The organism is Streptomyces sp. NPDC088197 (genome assembly GCF_044741185.1).
Classification (GTDB): Bacteria; Actinomycetota; Actinomycetes; order Streptomycetales; family Streptomycetaceae; genus Actinacidiphila.
The window spans coordinates 150,481-168,726 of sequence record NZ_JBIUSD010000016.1 but is presented as its reverse complement, the minus strand read 5'-3'; the positions used below and the strand labels follow the sequence as shown (position 1 = coordinate 168,726).

Genomic DNA, 18,246 nt, shown 5'->3' with positions numbered 1-18,246 from the left:
GCGGTGCAGTCCTAGACAGCTCCACCACACCGGAGGTCTTCGCCATGATCAAGCACCGGGACATGTCAACAACGCTCGTGATCAATACACCTAGGTCCGGTCCGCGAGGGCGGCCCCGGCCGCCCCGTACTCTTGCGGGTGTGAGTACGACAGATCCCGACGCCCTCCTCGGACCGGCCGACATCCGTGAACTGGCCGCGGCACTGGGGGTGCGCCCCACCAAGCAGCGCGGGCAGAACTTCGTCATCGACGCGAACACGGTGCGGCGGATCGTCAGGACCGCCGGGGTGCGCCCCGAGGACGCGGTCGTCGAGGTCGGTCCCGGACTCGGCTCGCTCACCCTCGCGCTGCTGGAGGCCGCCGACCGGGTCACCGCGATCGAGATCGACGACGTGCTGGCCGCAGCGCTGCCCGCGACCGTCGCCGCGCGCATGCCGGACCGGGCGGACCGTTTCGCCCTGGTGCACAGCGACGCGATGCGGGTGACGGAACTGCCGGGGCCGCCGCCCACCGCCCTGGTGGCGAATCTGCCGTACAACGTGGCGGTGCCCGTCCTGCTGCACATGCTCGCCGCCTTCCCGAGCATCGAGCGCACCTTGGTGATGGTCCAGGCCGAGGTCGCCGACCGGCTGGCCGCGGGGCCGGGCAACAAGGTGTACGGAGTGCCGTCGGTGAAGGCCAACTGGTACGCGGAGGTCAAGCGCGCCGGTTCCATCGGCCGCAATGTGTTCTGGCCCGCGCCCAACGTCGACTCCGGTCTCGTCTCGCTGACCCGGCGTGACCCGCCGAAGACCACCGCCACCCGCGAAGAGGTCTTCGCCGCCGTCGACGCGGCCTTCGCCCAGCGCCGCAAGACGCTGCGCGCCGCGCTGTCCGGCTGGGCGGGCTCGGCCCCGGCCGCCGAGGCCGCGCTGGTGGCCGCAGGGGTCTCCCCGCAGGCCAGGGGCGAGGAGCTGACGGTGGAGGAATTCGCCGCCGTCGCCGAGCACAAGCCCGCGGTCTGACGCCGCCGCACCGTAAACCCGCCGCCGCCCGTACCCGCCGCCCGCGAATCCCCAGCCCGCGAATCCCCAGCCCGTGAATCCCCACCCCGTGAATCCGCCGCGCCCGGCGGACCGCCCTCCGTACGCACCACCCTCGCAAGGGAGCCAGCAGTGACCGCCGCACCCGTCACCGTCCGCGTGCCCGCAAAGGTCAACGTCCAGCTCGCGGTCGGCGGTCGCCGTCCCGACGGTTTCCACGACCTGGCGAACGTCTTTCTGGCGGTCGGCCTGTACGACCATGTGACAGCAGTGCCCGCCGACGCGTTGACGATCACCGCGTCCGGCCCGGACACCGACAACATCCCGCTGGACGCCACCAATCTGGCGGCCAAGGCGGCGGTCGCGCTCGCCGCGCACCATGGCGTCGATCCCGTTGTGGGATTGCACATCACCAAGGACATCCCTGTGGCGGGCGGCATGGCGGGCGGCAGCGCGGACGCGGCGGCGGCGCTGCTCGCCTGCGACACCCTGTGGGGCCTGAACACCCCGCGCGCCGACCTGCTCGCGATCTGCGCGGAGCTGGGCAGCGACGTGCCGTTCAGCCTGGTCGGCGGCGCGGCGCTGGGGGAGGGCAGGGGTGAGATCCTCACGCCGCTGGAGGTGGCGGGCCCCTTCCACTGGGTCTTCGCCGTCGCCGACGGCGGCCTGTCCACCCCGGCCGTCTACCGCGAGTGCGACCGCCTGCGCCGCGAGTCCGGCGCGGGCGACACCACCGACGACGTACCTGCGCCCGTCGCCGACCCCGCGCTGATCGACGCGCTGCGCACCGGCGACCCGTACGCGCTCGCCGCCGTCCTGGTCAACGACCTCCAGGCCGCCGCCCTGTCCCTGCGGCCCGCGCTGGCCGACACCCTGGCGACCGGCACGGACGCGGGCGCGCTCGCCGCGCTGGTCTCCGGCTCGGGACCCACCTGCGCCTTCCTCGCGCCGGACGCCGACACCGCCGCCAAGATCGCGGTCACCCTCACCGCGTCCGGCACCTGCCGTACCGCCCGCCCGGCCGCCTCCCCGGCCCCCGGCGCGACCGTCGTCCCCGCCGCCTGACCGCCGGGGCACCACCCGGAACCGGCACCTCACCGCGCCGCACTACGCTGAAGCAGAACCCCCGCGAACCCCTGGAGCGTACGAGAGTGGCCGTCAACCTGGTCAACGTCGAAGCCGTCGGCAAGACATACGGCACGCGAGCGCTGCTCGAATCCGTGTCCCTCGGCGTCTCCGAAGGCGACCGCACCGGCGTCGTGGGCCGCAACGGCGACGGCAAGACCACCCTCATCCGGCTGCTCGCCAAGCTGGAGGAGCCGGACACCGGCCGCGTCACCCACCAGGGTGGGCTGCGACTGGGCGTCTTGACGCAGAGCGACAGCCTCGACCCGGCCGCGACCGTGCGCCACGAGGTGATCGGCGACCGCGCCGACCACCAGTGGGCGGGCGACGCGAAGATCCGCGACGTGCTGACCGGCCTGTTCGGCGGCCTGGACCTGCCCGGCTTCCCGCTCGGCCTGGACACCGTCATCGGCCCGCTCTCCGGCGGCGAGCGGCGCAGGATCGCGCTCGCGAAGCTGCTGATCGAGGAGCAGGACCTGCTGGTCCTCGACGAGCCGACCAACCACCTCGACGTCGAGGGCATCGCCTGGCTGGCGGGCCACCTCGGCACCCGCCGCTCCGCGCTCGTCTGCGTCACCCACGACCGCTGGTTCCTCGACCAGGTCTGCACCCGCATGTGGGACGTGCAGCGCGGCTCGGTGTACGAGTACGAGGGCGGCTACAGCGACTACGTGTTCGCGCGCGCCGAGCGGGAACGGATCGCGGCCACCGAGGAGACCAAGCGGCAGAATCTGATGCGCAAGGAGCTGGCCTGGCTGCGCCGCGGCGCCCCGGCCCGCACCTCCAAGCCGCGCTTCCGCATCGAGGCGGCGAACGAGCTGATCGCCGACGTGCCGCCGCCGCGCGACACCGCGGAGCTGATGAAATTCGCCAACTCCCGCCTCGGCAAGACGGTCTTCGAGCTGGAGGATGTGACAGTCCAAGCGGGCCCCAAGGTGCTGCTGAAGCACCTGACGTGGCAGCTCGGCCCCGGCGACCGCGTCGGCCTGGTCGGCGTCAACGGCTCGGGCAAGACCTCACTCCTGCGGGCGCTCGCCGAGGCCGCGGCGACCGGCGGCGACCAGCAGCCGGCGGCCGGCAAAGTGGTCGTCGGCAAGACGGTGAAGCTCGCTTACCTCTCCCAGGAGGTCGCCGAACTGGACCCGAACTGGCGGGTGCTCCAGGCCGTGGAGTCGGTGCGGCAGCGCGTCGACCTCGGCAAGGGCCGGGAGATGACCGCGGGGCAGCTCTGCGAGAAGTTCGGCTTCACCAAGGAGAAGCAGTGGACGCCGGTCGGCGACCTGTCCGGCGGTGAGCGCCGTCGGCTCCAGATCCTGCGGTTGCTGATGGACGAGCCCAATGTGCTGTTCCTGGACGAGCCCACCAACGACCTCGACATCGAGACGCTCACCCAGTTGGAGGACCTGCTCGACGGCTGGCCCGGCTCGATGCTGGTGATCAGCCACGACCGGTACTTCCTGGAGCGCACCACCGACCGCGTCTTCGCGCTGCTCGGCGACGCCAGCCTGCGCATGCTGCCGCGCGGGGTGGACGAGTACCTGGAGCGCCGCCGCCGGGTCGCCGAGGCCGCGGCGCCCGCCCCGGCGCCCGCCAAGGACAAGCCCACGGGCGACACCCGCGCGGCGAAGAAGGAACTCCAGCGCATCGAGCGGCAGCTCGACAAACTCGGCCAGCGGGAGGCGAAGCTGCACACCGGCATCGCCGACAATGCGACCGATTTCGAGAAAGTCGCCTCCCTGGACGCCGAATTGCGCGCGCTGCGCGAGGAGCGCGAGGAACTGGAGATGCGCTGGCTGGAGTTGGCGGAGGACGCGTAACACCCCTTCACATGAGGCGGGTAAGACCCCTTCACATGGGGCGGGTGAGACCCCTTCACATGGGGCGGGTAACACCCCTTCGCAGGTGAAGCAGAATCCCTCGACGTGTGAAGACGTGTAGCGGCCAGGTAACGGTCGGGCCGCTCCCCGAGGGGGTGGTGGGGGCGGGTGATAGAAAGAATTTCCGTTCATCCGTCCCTGATTCACCTGTGCCCGAAGGACCTGTTGATGTCGCAGCCGCCCCCGCCGCCCCCCGGAAACCCGCCGCCGCCCGGCGGTGGTTACGGATACCCGGGCCAGGCGGGCCCGGTTCCCGGTAACGAGAACCCGTACGCGCAGCCGGTGCCCCCCGGCCAGAACCCGTACGCGCAGGCGCCCACCCAACCGGCCTTCCCGCAGCAGCAGTACGGCGGCCGACAGGGACCTCCGCCGCCGCCCAGCCAGGTGCCGCCCCCGCCCCCGCCGCCCGGGCAGGTGCCGCAGGGGCAGACACCGCCCCCGCAGTACGGCTACCCGCAGCCCGGCCAGGTCCCGCCGCAGCAGCAGGCGTACGGCTATCCGCAGCAGCAACAGCCGCCGTACGGGCCGGGACCCTCGGGCTATCCCGCCCCCTCAGGCGGCTCGTCGAACAACAAGCTGATCGTGATCGTCGCGGCGGTCGTCGCCGCGGTGCTGGTGATCGGCGGCGGCGTGTACTTCGCGACCAAGAGCGGCGGCGGCGACGACCCGGCGCCCAAGCCGCAGGCCAACGCCGGTGGCGCCAACGGCGGTACGAACACCGCCAAGACGCACAATTCGACACTGTCGTACAAGTGGGACAAGCCCGCGGACCCGGTGGCGTCGAAGGACAATCTGAAGAGCGTCCTCGGCGTCTGGTTCACCGACAAGTACGTGGTGAAGAACGAGATCGACAAGGTCGTCGGCTACGACCTGGGCACCGGCGCGGTGGCGTGGACCGTACCGACACCGTCGAGCGGCGACTGCACGGCCGCGCGCGACTCCAACAACAACCTGACGGCCGTCCAGTTCGGCGCCAACTGCGAGCAGGTCATGGTGATCGATCTCGCGGCGGGCAGGGCGGTGTGGACGGCGAAGCTGCCGGTCGGCAGTTCGGAGAAGGCGGACTTCGACTACAGCGAGATGGCGATCAGCGGCGACACGCTCGGCGTGGACTGGCTGGAGGGCTCGATCGGCTACCGGCTGAGCACCCAGAAGGTGCTGTGGCGGTCGGGCAACGGTGACTGCGAGGACGACGGCTACGCGGGCGGCAAGCAGTTCGTGGCGATCGTCAACTGCGGTTACAAGACGTACAAGGTCCAGGTCATCGATCCGGACAACAACGGCAGCGCCAAATGGTCGTGGACGGCGCCGGTCGGCACCAAGGTCTCGGCCGTCGTCTCCACCGACCCGGTGGTGGTGGTGCTCGGCACCGAGGGCGAGAGGCAGACGGACGTGGCGACGATCGTCGACGGCCGTCTCCAGTCGCGGGTCTCGCTCGGCACCGACAAGTACGACATCAGCACGGACGGCACCGAGATGCAGGCCGTGCACAATGTGATCGTCAGCAGTGACACCCTCTATCTGTCGCTGACGAGCAAGCACGACAGCAACGGCCAGGTGCTCAGCGGGATCGTCGCGTTCAACCTGAGCGACGGCAAGCAGAAGTGGATCGCCAAGCCCGACAGCAAGCACGACATCCAGGGCCTGGCGATCGAGGACGGCAAGCTGCTCGCGTACGAGCCCGCCGACTACGACGTGCAGGGCCGTCTGGTGACCCTGGACCCGGCCAGCGGCGCGCTCACCACCTACGCGCAGTTCGACACCGACGCCTCGCAGAAGCTGAACGTGTCGGCGATGCGCAGCTACCCCGTCTGGCACGACGGTCATTTCATCATCGCGACGCGCACGGTGTACGCCTCCTCGTCCGACCAGACCTATCTGGTGACCTTCGGCTGACGAGCTACGGTAATTCCGGATTCGCCGGAACCTTCTGTTCGATAGGGGGCGCGGCCGGTGGTGGATGCGTGTAGCTTCGCCGCCTAGGGCGGTATGCGTAGGGGTCGGGGTCGGCAGTGGTCCGGACCCCGGGGGGATAGGGGATACCCGACATGGGCGTACGGCTCGTGGTCGTTGACGACCACCGCCTGCTCGCCGAGGCGCTGGCCTCGGCACTGAAGCTGCGCGGGCACCGGGTGCTCGCGGCGGCGGCGCCCGCGGCGGGCGCGGCGGAACTGGTACTGAGCAGGTCTCCCGAGGTGTGCCTGTACGGCACGGCCGCACCGGCCGAGCCGGGCGCCTTCGACGCGGTGGCCAGGATCAAGCGGGAGCGCCCGGCGGTCGCGGTGGTCGTCCTCGGACCGGTGCCCGACCCGCGCGGCATCGCGGCGGCCTTCGCGGCCGGCGCCTCCGGTTACGTACGCCACGACGAGCGCATCGAGGGCGTGGAGCGCGCGATGGCCAAGGCGCGGGCCGGGGAGGTCGCGGTGGCGCAGACGCTCCTCCAGGGCGCCTTCGCGGAACTGCTCAACCCCGCGCGGCAGCCGGACGACGAGGGCGCGCGGCTGCTGGAGATGCTGACACCGCGCGAGATCGAGGTCCTGGTGCGGGTCGCGGAGGGTGAGGACACCCGGCTGATCGCGGCGGGCATGCGGATCGCGCCGAGCACCGCGCGGACGCATGTGCAGCGCGTCCTGATGAAGCTGGGGGTCGGCTCCCGGCTGGAGGCCGCCGCCCTGGCCGCCCGCACCGGCCTGCTGGACCGCGCGGCGGCAGAAGGCGCCCCGGCGTCCGCGCCGTTCCCGCAGTCCTCCGCGGCCGGTCCCGGCGCGGTCGGCTGACGCACCGACCCCAGCACCCCCTTTTCCCACACGTTTTCCGCACGTCTTCCGCACGCGGGGCGGCACCTCCGGACAGGAGGTGCCGCCCCGCTCTCGCGTGCGCGGACACTTACCACCACAATCAACCTGTTTCAAGCATCTTCCCGGAGTCCCCATTGACCGGGCTGTTATTTTGTGGTTCCTTGTGTTTGATTATGTTGAGTGCTTGTGATGAGGGGCCTCAAGGGTGAAGAAGACGACGACCCGGCTCGCCGACGGCCGTGAGCTGATCTATTACGACTCCAGGGACGACGTCGTGCGCGACGCCGTGGACCGCCGTCCGCTGGAGCCCGTCGCCACCGAGTCCGAGCTGCGCGCCGACCGGCTGCTGGGCGACACCGTCGCCGTCGCCTCGCACCGGCAGGGCCGTACGTACCACCCGCCCGCCGACGAGTGCCCGCTGTGCCCCTCGCGCGAGGGCCGGCTGAGCGAGATCCCGGACAGCGACTACGAGGTGGTCGTCTTCGAGAACCGCTTCCCCTCGCTGGCCGGTGACGCGGGCCGCTGCGAGGTGGTCTGCTTCACCCCCGACCACGACGCGTCCTTCGCCGACCTGAGCCCCGCCTCCGCCCGCCTGGTGCTGGACGCCTGGACCGACCGCACCCGCGACCTGGGCCAGCAGCCCGGCGTGGAGCAGGTCTTCCCCTTCGAGAACCGCGGCGCGGAGATCGGCGTCACCCTCGGCCACCCGCACGGCCAGATCTACGCCTATCCGTTCGTCACACCGCGCACCGCCCTGATGCTGCGCTCGCTCGCCGAGCACCGCGAGCGCACCGGCGGCCGCAACCTCTTCGACGACGTCCTCGCCGACGAGCGCGCGGACGGCCACCGAATCGTCCTCACGGGTGAACACTGGACCGCCTTCGTGCCGTACGCCGCGCACTGGCCGTACGAAGTGCACCTGTATCCCCACCGCCGGGTGCCCGACCTGCTCGGCCTCGACGAGGACGCGCGCGCCGAGTTCCCGCGGGTCTATCTGGAGCTGCTGCGCCGCTTCGACCGGATCTTCGGCGAGGGCCAGCCGCGTACCCCGTACATCTCCGGCTGGCACCAGGCGCCGTTCAACGCGCCGGACCGCCGCGATTTCGCGCTCCATCTGGAGCTTTTCACTATCCGGCGCACATCGGGCAAGCTGAAGTTCCTCGCGGGCTCCGAGTCCGGAATGGGCGCTTTCATCAACGATGTGCCGCCGGAGTCCGCGGCGTTGCGACTGCGAGAGGTAGCGAGTCAGTGAGCACCGAGCGAGCGGGCACCGAGTCGACGACCGCCCAGCGGGAGACGGCCGCCCGGCCCAAGAAGGTCCTGGTCACCGGCGGCGCCGGATACGTCGGCGGGGTCGTCGCCGCCCATCTGCTGGAGGCCGGGCACCGGGTGACGGTGCTGGACGACCTGTCGACCGGCTTCCTCGCGGGCGTGCCCAAGGGCGCCGACTTCGTCGAGGGCCGCGTCCAGGACGCGGACAAGGTGCTCGACAGCACCTATGACGCGGTGCTGCACTTCGCCGCCTCCTCGCAGGTCGGCGAATCCGTCGCCGTACCCGAGAAGTACTGGCGCAACAACGTCGGCGGCACCCTCGAACTGCTCGCCGCCATGCGGGACTCCGGCGTACGCACCCTCGTCTTCTCCTCCACCGCCGCCACCTACGGCGAGCCCACCGCCATCCCCATCACCGAGGACGCGGCGACCGCGCCCACCAACCCGTACGGCGCGACGAAGCTCGCCGTCGACCACATGATCACCAGCGAGTGCGCGGCGCACGGCCTGTCCGCCGTCTCCCTGCGGTACTTCAACGTCGCGGGCGCGTACGGCGGCCACGGCGAGCGGCACGACCCCGAGTCGCACCTGATCCCGCTGGTCCTCCAGGTCGCGCAGGGCCGCCGCCGCGCGGTCTCGGTCTTCGGCGACGACTACCCGACGCCGGACGGCACCTGCCTGCGCGACTACATCCACGTCGCGGACCTGGCCGAGGCGCATCTGCTGGCGCTCGACAAGGCGCCCGCGGGCGAGCACCTGATCTGCAACCTCGGCAACGGCAACGGCTTCTCGGTCCGCGAGGTCATCGAGACCGCCCGCCAGGTCACCGGCCACCCCATCCCGGCCACCGACGAGCCGCGCCGCGCGGGCGACCCCGCCGTACTGGTCGCCTCCGCGGAGCGCGCCAGGCAGCGGCTCGGCTGGCAGCCCAGCCGCACCGACCTCGCGGAGATCATCCGCGACGCATGGAATTTCACCCGGTCGCTGTCGCAGGACCACTCGCCGACGCAGGGGGAGGACGGACGATGACGGAAGCCACGACGGAAGCCGCGTTCGAGATCGCGTTCAAGAACATCTTCGGGCGCGCGCCCGAGGGCATATGGGCGGCGCCCGGCCGGGTCAATCTGATCGGCGAGCACACCGACTACAACGACGGCTACGTCATGCCGTTCGCGCTCCCGCACCGCACCCGGGCGGCCGTCGCCCGCCGCGACGACGGGCTGCTGCGCGTGCACTCCGCCGACATGGACGGCGGCATCGTCGAACTGCGCGTCGACGAACTGGCTCCCGGTACGACCGGCGGCTGGGCCGTCTACCCCGCGGCCGTCCTGTGGACGCTGCGGCAGGCGGGCCACGCCATCGGCGGCGCCGACATCCACTACGACAGCAATGTGCCGGTCGGCGGCGGGCTCTCGTCCTCCGCCGCCCTCCAGGTCGTCACCGCCCTGGCCCTCACCGAACTGCACGGCCTGGACCTGCCCCGCCAGGAGTTGGCCCTGCTCTGCCAGTCCTCGGAGAACACCTACGTCGGCGCGCCCGTCGGCGTCATGGACCAGACCGCGTCCGCCTGCTGTACGCAGGGGCACGCGCTCCACCTCGACGTGCGCGGGCTCACGCAGCGCCAGGTGCCGTTCGACCTGGCCGCGCAGGGGCTGCAACTGCTGGTGGTCGACACCCGCGTCAAGCACGCGCACGCCGACGGGGCGTACGGCGAACTGCGCGCGGGCTGCGAGGCCGCCGCCGCGGCCCTCGGCGTCCCCGCCCTGCGCGACGTCCCCTACGACGGGCTCGACGCCGCGCTGGCCGCCCTCCCCGACGAGCGGCTGCGGCGGCTCACCCGGCACGTGGTGACCGAGAACCGGCGCGTCGAGGAGGTCATCGCGCTTCTGGACGCCGGGCGCACCCGCGAGATCGGGCCCGTCCTGACCGCGGGGCACGTCTCGCTCCGCGACGACTTCCGGATCTCGTGCGCCGAACTCGACCTCGTGGTCGACACCGCGCTCGCCAACGGCGCCCTGGGCGCCCGTATGACCGGCGGCGGCTTCGGCGGCTCCGCCATCGTCCTGGTGGAGGCCACCGACATCCCGGCGCTGTCCGCGACCATCCAGGCCGCCCTCCCGGCGGCCCGGCTCTTCCCGACGACGGCGGGCCCCGGAGCGCACCGGCTGGTTTAGCGGGGCCCGGATCTCAAACCCGGTTCCAGACCCGGTTTCCAGACCCCGTTCTCCCACCCCGTGCTCAAATCCCGTTCCCCACTCCCGTTCCCCGCTGTCGGACGGGTCGGTCCGTGTGAAGCTCGGCACGCGCGGACCGGCCCGTTCGGCGCGTGCGGGGCCGCTCCCGTCACCGTGGTCACTCCGGTACCACAAGACGGGGGAATCCGGAATTCCGCGACGGAGAACTTCCGTCAAGACGGTGTTAACGGGGGCGCGACGCCCTACGCTTTTGAGACAGCGCCGGTGGGGGCCGGCGTGCATCAGGGGGCGAGACGCAAGGGGTTCGGCACCCGGGGAGGGGCGGCGGTCCCGATCCGGGTGCCGGATCCCGCGCGAATGCCGCCCCGCCACTGGGGGAGTGCCCAACACCGGGAGTGGTACCCGTGGGACGAATCCGCGTTCTCGTCGTCGATGATCATCGCATCTTCGCCGAGTCGCTTGCCGCCGCGCTCGCGGCGGAGCCCGACGTCGACGTCTCGGCCGCGGGGAGCGGCCCGGCCGCTCAGCGCTGCCTGGACCGCGCGGCGGCCGACAACCGGCGCTACGACGTCCTGCTGGTGGACGCCGATCTGGGGGACGGTCCGCGACCGCCGGTGACGCTCGCGGCGGTGCCGCGCATCCCGGTCGAGCAGGAACCGGTCCTGGACGGCCTGGCGCTGGTGGAACGGGTCAGGGCCGAGTATCCGGGGACCCGTACCGTCGTGCTGGCCGAGCGGGACGACGCCCGCAGGGCGGCCCGCGCGCTCCAGGCCGGGGCGTCGGGGTGGGTCGCCAAGGACTGCTCGCTGTCACGGCTGCTCGCGGTCGTACGCGGCGTGCTGCGCGACGAGACGCATCTGCCGCCCGCCCTGCTGACCGGTGTGCTGCGCGAGCTGACGGCCGCCCGCAGGCACCGCACCGAGAGCGAACGGCTGGTGGAGTCGCTGACGCCGCGCGAGCAGGAGGTGCTGCGCTGCATGGTCGCGGGCCTGGGCCGCAAAGCCGTCGCCGAGCGGCTGTTCCTGTCGCCGCACACCGTCCGCACCCATATGCAGAATGTGCTGGGCAAGCTCGGCGTGCACTCGACGCTGGCGGCGGTCGCGCTGGCCCGCAGGGCGGGCGTGGGGCCGGTGGAGCTGGTGCCGTCAGCCGGGGACGTTGTCGAAAGGCGCGGTCAACTGTCGTAGCAGCCCGGCCAGTTCACCGCGCTGCCGGGCGGACAGCTCGCCCAGGATCGCGCGTTCCTGCGCGAGCAGTCCGGCCAGTGACTGGTCCGCGCGCTCCTGGCCCTCCACGGTGAGCCGGACGAGCACGCCGCGCCGGTCGCTGGGGTCGGGCAGCCGCTCGACGAGCCCGCGCTGGGCGAGCCGGTCGATCCGGTTGGTCATCGTGCCGGAGGTGACCAGCGTCTGGGTCAGGAGCTGGCCCGGCGAGAGCTGGTACGGCGGTCCGGCGCGGCGCAGCGAGGTGAGCACGTCGAACTCCCACGGTTCGAGACTGTGCTCGGCGAAGGCCAGCCGCCGCGCGCGGTCGAGGTGTCGGGCGAGTCTGCTGACCCGGCTGAGCACCTCCAGCGGCTCCACGTCGAGGTCGGGGCGCTCTCGGCGCCATGCAGCGACCAGCCGGTCGACCTCGTCCTCCATGCGCTCAGTGTAGTAGGTCTGTCGATATGAAGTCTCTTGATATGAAGCCTCTTGACTTCAAGAGATATGTCGGAGGAGCCTGGACACCGACCAGAGGGCAGAACCTCGCCCTCCGTTTCGGTAGCGGCTGTGCGCAGCCGGCTATGAAAAGCCAGGGAGTACGACGATGCACGCAGCGCCAACGTGGGACCCGCAACAGTATCTCCGGCACTCCACCCACCGCACCCGCCCTTTCCTCGACCTCCTCACCCGTATCCAGGATCTGCCGGGCGGCGACGCGCCCCGGATCGCCGACATCGGGTGCGGTCCGGGCAATGTCACCGCGCTGCTCGCCGACCGCTGGCCCGGAGCCCGGATCACCGGCTTCGACAGCTCCCGCGAGATGCTGGACGCGGCGGCGCGGTACGCGGGACCCACGGCGGGCGGCGGTGAGCTGGACTTCCGGCAGGCCGACGCGGCGCACTGGGCGCCCGAGGAGTCCTTCGACCTGATCGTCTCCAACGCCGCGCTCCAGTGGGTGCCCGGCCACGCCGACCGCTTCCCCGGCTGGCTCGACCACATCACGCCCGGCGGCACCCTGGCCTTCCAGGTGCCGGGCAACTTCACCGCGCCCAGCCACGCGCTGCTGGGCGAGCTGTGCGACACCCCGCGGTGGCGCGACCGGCTCGACGGACACGGCCGCCGCTACGTCCACATCCTCAGCCCGGCCGACTATCTGGAGCGGCTGACCGAACTGGGCTGCGCGGCCGATGTGTGGGAGTCGACGTATGTGCAGTTGCTCCAGGGCGAGGACCCGGTGCTGGAGTGGACCAAGGGCACCGCGCTGCGGCCGGTGCTGACCGCGCTGGACGGCGACCGGGGGGCGGTGACGGAATTCGTCGGCCAGTACCGCGACCTGCTGCGCAAGGCGTACCCGCCGGGCCCGCACGGGACGGTCTTCCCCTTCCGGCGGATCTTCACCGTCGCGCGCAAACAGGGGCAGGAGGCGGCGGCGTGACGCGGGGAGCGGCAGGGGGGACGGCGGGGGGCGCCGACGGCTTCGGGATCGCGGGGGTCGACCACGTCCAGCTCGCCGCGCCGCCGGGCAGCGAGGAGGCGCTGCGCGCGTACTACGTCGGGGTGCTGGGGATGGCCGAGCTGACCAAGCCGCCGGTGCTCGCGGCGCGCGGCGGCTGCTGGTTCGCGGCGGGGGACGCGGTGCTGCACTTAGGGATCGAGGAGGACTTCAGGCCCGCCCGCAAGGCCCACCCGGGCATCCGCGTCACCGGGATCCACGCCTTCGGCAAGGAGCTCCAGGCGCGCGGCGCCAAGGTCGTCTGGGACGACGACCTGCCGGGCCACTCCCGCTTCTACTCCGAGGACCCGGTCGGCAACCGGCTGGAGTTCCTGGAGCCGACGGCGATGAGAGCCTGACGTCCGCGCGAGGGGGGCGTCGGGCGAGCGTGCCCGACGCCCCCCACGCGTCCTACAGCAGCAGGAAGGCCGCACCGATAAGCGCCGCCCCCAGCGCCGCCAGCGTCCACGCCGTGCGCCGCATCCGCAGCGCCCCGCCGGCCACGACCGCGGCCAGCAGCAGGGCTCCGGCCAGCGGCACCCAGGAGAAGAACAGACCGCCCCAGTCGGACCGTACGACCGTGTTCGTCCCGGGCTTCACCACGACCGGCACACGGTCGCCGACATGGTGTGTGACCGGCAGGCTGATGACCACCTTCGGGCGGGCGACGGCCGACCCCTTCGGCGCGAAGGGTCCGGTGCAGGTGGAGTCGCCGCAGTTCGTCAGCGTCATCGTGCCGTGCTCGTGCCCCTTGGTGAGCACCACGTATTGCGCGGTCTTCCACGAGTCCCAGGCGCCGGACGCCAGGAGCAGCAGCACCAGCGCCCACCCGCCCACCACCCGGGCCAGCAGGACCAGCCCCCAGGTGCCCTCGGCCATCCGGCGGGAACGGCTGCGTTTCACCATGCGGGCGATCTTTGGCCATCGCATGCCGTCCGGTCAACCTCGGTACGCGCCCGCCCTCGACAAGGGTGAGCGCCGTGTCCGGCGGTTGACCGGTCGCGCGTCCGGTCAGGTGTTGTACGTGCTCTGCGCGCGCTCCAGGCCCTCGGTGATCAGCGCCTCGACCGCGTCCGCCGCCCGGTCCACGAACCAGTCCAGCTCCTTGCGCTCGGTGGACGAGAAGTCCTTGAGCACAAAGGCCGCCACGTCCATCCGGCCCGGCGGACGGCCGATCCCCGCGCGCACCCGCAGATAGTCGGGGCCCATCGACTTGGTCATCGACTTGAGGCCGTTGTGGCCGTTGTCGCCGCCGCCCAGCTTGAGCCGCAGCGTGCCGAAGTCGATGTCCAGCTCGTCGTGGACGGCGATGATCCGCTCGGTCGGCACCTTGTAGAAGTCGCGCAGCGCGGTCACCGGGCCACCGGACAGATTCATGTACGACTGGGGCTTCGCCAGCACCACCCGCTGGTTCGCGGGACCGGCCGGGCCGATCCGGCCCTCCACGACCACGGCCTGCGCCTTCTGCGCGCGCTTGAACTTGCCGCCGACCCGCTGGGCGAGCAGATCGGCCACCATGAAGCCGATGTTGTGCCGGTTCCCCGCGTACTCGGGGCCCGGATTGCCGAGGCCCGCGACCAGCCAGGGCCCTGAGGTGTCACTCATCCACGTCTCCGACTCCGTGTCGCCGACTTCGTACCGGGAAAACGGCCGCCGCCGCACTCCGTGAGGGTGCGGCGGCGGCCGGGGTCACACGCGAGCACGTCAGCACGCGAGCGCGCGGGCACGTGAGCGTACGCACACGAGCACGTCAGCACACGAGCGCATAAGCGCGCGAGGACCGGTGGAGCGCGGGGGACTACGCCTCGGCGGCGGCGTCCTCGGTGCCCTCGGCGGCCTCGTCGCCCGCCTCGTCGGCGGCCTCGGCCTGGGCCGAGACGACCTGGATGACGACCGCGTCCTCGTCGATCGCCAGGGTGGAGCCCTTGGGCAGGGTGATGTCCTTGGCGAGGATGGAGGCGCCGGCCTCCAGGCCCTCGATGGAGACGGTGACCGCGGTCGGGATGTGGGTCGCCTCGGCCTCGACGGGCAGCGTGTTGAGCACGTGCTCCAGCAGGTTGCCGCCGACGGCCAGCTCGCCCTCGGTCTGCACCGGGATCTCGACGGTGACCTTCTCGCCGCTCTTCACGGACAGCAGGTCGACGTGCTCGATGGTGCCGCGCAGCGGGTCGCGCTGGACCGCCTTGGGGATGACCAGCGCGGTCTTGCCGTCGAGCTGGAGGGAGATCAGCACGTTCGCGGTGCGGAGCGCGAGCAGCAGCTCGTGGCCGGGGACGGTGACGTGCTGCGGGTCGGCGCCGTGACCGTAGATGACGGCGGGGACCTGGTGGGCGCGGCGCACGCGGCGGGCGGCGCCCTTGCCGAACTCGGTGCGCGGCTCTGCGGCGATCTTGACCTCGGCCATGATGCTCAACTCCTCGATACGGAAAACTCGGTACGCGAAAGGGGGGTCATACGGTCGCCCGACCCACGACGGGCCGTTCCACGACTCACCCCCGCTTGCGCGGAGACCGTTACGAGGAGCGCGCCGATAACGGAGGACCGCCGGAAAAACCGGGGCCTCCCTCGCCGAGCAACGCGGACAGCGTAACCGGCGGGGAGGCCCCGGGAGAAATCGATCTAGCTCAGTGCTCGGAGTCCTCGAACAGGCTGGTGACCGAGCCGTCCTCGAACACCTCGCGCACCGCGTTGGCGATGGTCGGCGCCATGGACAGCACGGTGATCTTGTCGAGGTTCAGCTCGCGCGGAGTCGGCAGGGTGTCGGTGAGGATGAACTCGCTCACCCGGGAGTTCTTCAGCCGGTCCGCGGCGGGCCCGGAGAGCACACCGTGGGTGGCGGTCACGATGACGTCCTCGGCGCCGTTGGCGAACAGCGCGTCGGCGGCGGCGCAGATCGTACCGCCGGTGTCGATCATGTCGTCGACCAGGACGCAGACCCGGCCCTTGACGTCACCGACGACCTCGTGGACCTTCACCTGGTTGGCGACGTCGGGGTCACGGCGCTTGTGGACGATGGCCAGCGGCGCGCCGAGCCGGTCGCACCAGCGGTCGGCGACCCGTACCCGGCCGGCGTCCGGGGAGACCACCGTGAGCTTGGCGCGGTCGACCTTGGCGCCCACGTAGTCCGCGAGCACCGGCAGGGCGAAGAGATGATCGACCGGGCCGTCGAAGAAGCCCTGGATCTGGTCGGTGTGCAGGTCGACCGTGAGGATGCGGTCGGCGCCCGCGGTCTTGAACAGGTCCGCCATCAGCCGGGCCGAGATCGGCTCACGGCCGCGGTGCTTCTTGTCCTGCCGGGCGTAGCCGTAGAAGGGCACGATCACGGTGATGCTCCGGGCGGAGGCCCGCTTGAGAGCATCGAGCATGATGAGCTGCTCCATGATCCACTTGTTGATGGGAGCGGTGTGGCTCTGGATGAGGAAGCAGTCCGCGCCGCGGGCCGACTCCTGGAACCGCACATAGATCTCGCCGTTGGCGAAGTCGAAAGCCTTGGTCGGCACCAGGCCGACTCCGAGACTGTGTGCCACCGCCTCCGCCAGATCGGGGTGGGCGCGGCCGGAGAAGAGCATCAGCTTCTTCTCACCGGTCGTCTTGATCCCGGTCACTGCACCGTCTCCTTGGAGTTTTCGACTGGTGTTCGGCACAGCGTCGCCTTCGGTTAGGCGTGCTGGCGGAATTGTGTGCAAGCCACACGGTACGCCCCAACCGGCGCATCTGTGCACCTCAAGAGGCCCGGATGAGACGTCCCTCACTCGCCCTGCGGCGTGTCTCCTCGTTGTGCGCGTTCGGCGGCCTCGGCGGCGGCGCTGCCGGGACGCTTGCGCGCCACCCAGCCCTCGATGTTGCGCTGCTGACCGCGGGCGACGGCCAGGGACCCCGCGGGAACGTCCTTGGTGATCACCGATCCGGCGGCGGTGTACGCGCCGTCCCCGACGGTGATCGGCGCCACGAACATGTTGTCGGAGCCGGTCTTGCAGTAGCTGCCGATGGTGGTGTGGTGCTTGGCCTCGCCGTCGTAGTTCACGAAGACGCTGGCGGCGCCGATGTTGGTGTACTCGCCGATCGTGGCGTCCCCCACATAGCTGAGGTGCGGCACCTTGGTGCCCTCGCCGATCGAGGCGTTCTTCATCTCCACGTACGTGCCCGCCTTGGCCTTCGGGCCGAGCTTGGCGCCGGGGCGCAGATACGCGTACGGGCCGACGGTCGCCTGCTCGCCGATCTCGGCCTGGTCGGCGACGGTGTTGGACACCCGCGCGCCGGGGCCGACCGCGGTGTCGGTGAGCGTGCAGTTGGGGCCGACCTCGGCGCCCGCGCCGACGCTGGTGGCGCCCAGGAGCTGGGTGTTGGGGTGCACCAGGCAGTCCTGCTCGAAGCGGACGTCGACGTCGACCCAGGTGGAGGCGGGGTCGACGACCGTGGCGCCGTCCAGCATGGCGCGGTGGAGCAGCCGGTCGTTGAGCACCCGGCGGGCCTCGGCGAGCTGCACCCGGTTGTTCACCCCGGCGATCTCGCGGTGGTCGGGGGCGACGTACGCGCCGACGCGGTGGCCGGCCTCGCGCAGGATGCCGAGGGTGTCGGTCAGATACTCCTCGCCCTGCGAGTTGTCCGTGGTGATCTTGCCGAGCGCGTCGGCGAGCAGGGCCGCGTCGAAGGCGTAGACCCCGGAGTTGATCTCGGCGATCGCCAGTTGGGCCGGTCCGGCGTCCTTCTGCTCGACGATCGCGGTGACCCGGTCGTCGGAGGAGCGGATGATCCGGCCGTAGCCGGTGGGGTCGGGCACCTTCGCGGTGAGGACCGTCACGGCGTTGCCGTCGCCCTCGTGCGCGCCGACCAGGGTGTGCAGGGTCTCGGCGGTGAGCAGCGGGGTGTCGCCGTAGGTGACCACCACGGTGCCGTCCAGGACGACGCCCTGCGCGGACAGCGCGTCCAGGCCGATCCTGACCGCGTGCCCGGTCCCGTTCTGCTCGTGCTGCACGGCGGTGAGCGCCTGCGGGTCGATGCCGTTGAGGTGCTCGGTGACCCGCTCGCGGGCGTGGCCCACGACCACCACGAGGTGCTGCGGCGCCAGTTCGCGGGAGGCGGCGACCACATGGCCGACGAGGGAACGGCCGCAGATGGGGTGGAGGACCTTCGGGGTGGCCGACTTCATGCGGGTGCCCTCACCCGCGGCGAGGACGACGACGGCAGCCGGACGGTTCGGGCTCACGTGAGGAGACTCCTCGGCTTCGGGTGCTGGACATCCGCAGGATACCGACGGGTT

The 18,246-nt window shown here is 71.5% G+C and carries 17 protein-coding genes; 11 read left to right on the top strand and 6 right to left on the bottom strand.

Annotated elements, in window-relative coordinates; all coding sequences use genetic code 11:
• Positions 1-140 precede the first annotated feature (140 nt).
• The 9 genes from rsmA to ACIOC1_RS29900 all read left to right on the top strand — a co-directional run bounded on the left by rsmA (position 141) and on the right by ACIOC1_RS29900 (position 11,476).
• Positions 141-1,004, top strand: a complete 864-nt coding sequence (rsmA, locus tag ACIOC1_RS29940; RefSeq protein WP_188282385.1) for a 16S rRNA (adenine(1518)-N(6)/adenine(1519)-N(6))-dimethyltransferase RsmA — start codon at positions 141-143, stop codon at positions 1,002-1,004.
• A gap of 150 nt (positions 1,005-1,154) precedes the next feature.
• On the top strand, positions 1,155-2,087 hold the full coding sequence (locus ACIOC1_RS29935; RefSeq protein ID WP_401857043.1) for a 4-(cytidine 5'-diphospho)-2-C-methyl-D-erythritol kinase: 933 nt from the start codon (positions 1,155-1,157) through the stop codon (positions 2,085-2,087).
• An 86-nt stretch (positions 2,088-2,173) separates the two neighbouring features.
• On the top strand, positions 2,174-3,964 hold the full coding sequence (locus ACIOC1_RS29930) for an ABC-F family ATP-binding cassette domain-containing protein (protein ID WP_355337968.1): 1,791 nt from the start codon (positions 2,174-2,176) through the stop codon (positions 3,962-3,964).
• Positions 3,965-4,192: 228 nt separating this feature from the next.
• On the top strand, positions 4,193-5,920 hold the full coding sequence (locus tag ACIOC1_RS29925; protein WP_401857041.1) for a hypothetical protein: 1,728 nt from the start codon (positions 4,193-4,195) through the stop codon (positions 5,918-5,920).
• A 152-nt stretch (positions 5,921-6,072) separates the two neighbouring features.
• Positions 6,073-6,801, top strand: a complete 729-nt coding sequence (locus tag ACIOC1_RS29920) for a response regulator transcription factor (protein WP_401857039.1) — start codon at positions 6,073-6,075, stop codon at positions 6,799-6,801.
• Positions 6,802-7,027: 226 nt separating this feature from the next.
• A complete protein-coding gene (gene galT / locus ACIOC1_RS29915; RefSeq protein ID WP_401857037.1) occupies positions 7,028-8,074 on the top strand; it encodes a galactose-1-phosphate uridylyltransferase in 1,047 nt (348 codons plus the stop codon).
• Positions 8,075-8,142: 68 nt separating this feature from the next.
• On the top strand, positions 8,143-9,123 hold the full coding sequence (gene galE, locus ACIOC1_RS29910; RefSeq protein WP_355338102.1) for a UDP-glucose 4-epimerase GalE: 981 nt from the start codon (positions 8,143-8,145) through the stop codon (positions 9,121-9,123).
• On the top strand, positions 9,120-10,268 hold the full coding sequence (galK, locus tag ACIOC1_RS29905; RefSeq protein WP_401857035.1) for a galactokinase: 1,149 nt from the start codon (positions 9,120-9,122) through the stop codon (positions 10,266-10,268). The genes galE and galK overlap by 4 nt, the downstream gene beginning before the upstream one ends.
• Before the next feature lie 425 nt (positions 10,269-10,693).
• Positions 10,694-11,476, top strand: a complete 783-nt coding sequence (locus ACIOC1_RS29900; protein WP_188282377.1) for a LuxR C-terminal-related transcriptional regulator — start codon at positions 10,694-10,696, stop codon at positions 11,474-11,476.
• Here ACIOC1_RS29900 and ACIOC1_RS29895 read toward each other — a convergent pair.
• The gene (locus ACIOC1_RS29895; protein ID WP_355337983.1) at positions 11,435-11,932 is read right to left on the bottom strand and encodes a MarR family transcriptional regulator; all 498 of its coding nucleotides are present in this window, start codon (positions 11,930-11,932) and stop codon (positions 11,435-11,437) included. The two genes, ACIOC1_RS29900 and ACIOC1_RS29895, sit on opposite strands and share 42 nt — an antisense overlap.
• A gap of 166 nt (positions 11,933-12,098) precedes the next feature.
• Between ACIOC1_RS29895 and ACIOC1_RS29890 the strand changes: the two genes are divergently transcribed.
• Together ACIOC1_RS29890 and ACIOC1_RS29885 are read left to right on the top strand one after the other, a co-directional pair.
• Entirely contained in the window at positions 12,099-12,929 is an 831-nt protein-coding gene (locus ACIOC1_RS29890) for a trans-aconitate 2-methyltransferase (protein WP_355337986.1), read from the top strand.
• Positions 12,926-13,345, top strand: coding sequence for a glyoxalase (locus ACIOC1_RS29885; RefSeq protein ID WP_391162315.1), 420 nt, complete (start codon positions 12,926-12,928; stop codon positions 13,343-13,345). Before ACIOC1_RS29890 ends, ACIOC1_RS29885 begins: the two co-directional genes overlap by 4 nt.
• 52 nt (positions 13,346-13,397) lie before the next feature.
• Here the strand turns inward: ACIOC1_RS29885 and ACIOC1_RS29880 are convergent, their stop codons facing one another.
• The 5 genes from ACIOC1_RS29880 to glmU all read right to left on the bottom strand — a co-directional run bounded on the left by ACIOC1_RS29880 (position 13,398) and on the right by glmU (position 18,192).
• Entirely contained in the window at positions 13,398-13,889 is a 492-nt protein-coding gene (locus ACIOC1_RS29880; protein WP_391162558.1) for a hypothetical protein, read from the bottom strand.
• A 108-nt stretch (positions 13,890-13,997) separates the two neighbouring features.
• Positions 13,998-14,591 (bottom strand): aminoacyl-tRNA hydrolase, encoded by a 594-nt coding sequence (pth, locus tag ACIOC1_RS29875; protein WP_391162314.1) that lies wholly within the window; start codon positions 14,589-14,591, stop codon positions 13,998-14,000.
• Positions 14,592-14,784: 193 nt separating this feature from the next.
• Positions 14,785-15,390 (bottom strand): 50S ribosomal protein L25/general stress protein Ctc, encoded by a 606-nt coding sequence (locus ACIOC1_RS29870; protein WP_355337995.1) that lies wholly within the window; start codon positions 15,388-15,390, stop codon positions 14,785-14,787.
• A 220-nt stretch (positions 15,391-15,610) separates the two neighbouring features.
• Complete coding sequence (locus tag ACIOC1_RS29865; RefSeq protein ID WP_355337998.1) at positions 15,611-16,591, bottom strand: ribose-phosphate diphosphokinase; 981 nt, start codon at positions 16,589-16,591, stop codon at positions 15,611-15,613.
• 143 nt (positions 16,592-16,734) lie between these two features.
• Positions 16,735-18,192: a bifunctional UDP-N-acetylglucosamine diphosphorylase/glucosamine-1-phosphate N-acetyltransferase GlmU gene (glmU, locus tag ACIOC1_RS29860; RefSeq protein WP_391051663.1), complete on the bottom strand. Its 1,458-nt coding sequence runs from the start codon at positions 18,190-18,192 to the stop codon at positions 16,735-16,737.
• Positions 18,193-18,246: the final 54 nt, after the last annotated feature.

Excerpts from the sequence above, each read along its gene's own strand:
- ACIOC1_RS29925 (WP_401857041.1), top strand. The coding sequence starts at position 4,193 with ATGTCGCAGCCGCCCCCGCCGCCCCCCGGAAACCCGCCGCCGCCCGGC.
- ACIOC1_RS29890 (WP_355337986.1), top strand. The coding sequence starts at position 12,099 with ATGCACGCAGCGCCAACGTGGGACCCGCAACAGTATCTCCGGCACTCC.
- galK (WP_401857035.1), top strand. The coding sequence starts at position 9,120 with ATGACGGAAGCCACGACGGAAGCCGCGTTCGAGATCGCGTTCAAGAAC.
- ACIOC1_RS29870 (WP_355337995.1), bottom strand. The coding sequence starts at position 15,390 with ATGGCCGAGGTCAAGATCGCCGCAGAGCCGCGCACCGAGTTCGGCAAG.
- pth (WP_391162314.1), bottom strand. The coding sequence starts at position 14,591 with ATGAGTGACACCTCAGGGCCCTGGCTGGTCGCGGGCCTCGGCAATCCG.
- ACIOC1_RS29920 (WP_401857039.1), top strand. The coding sequence starts at position 6,073 with ATGGGCGTACGGCTCGTGGTCGTTGACGACCACCGCCTGCTCGCCGAG.
- ACIOC1_RS29895 (WP_355337983.1), bottom strand. The coding sequence starts at position 11,932 with ATGGAGGACGAGGTCGACCGGCTGGTCGCTGCATGGCGCCGAGAGCGC.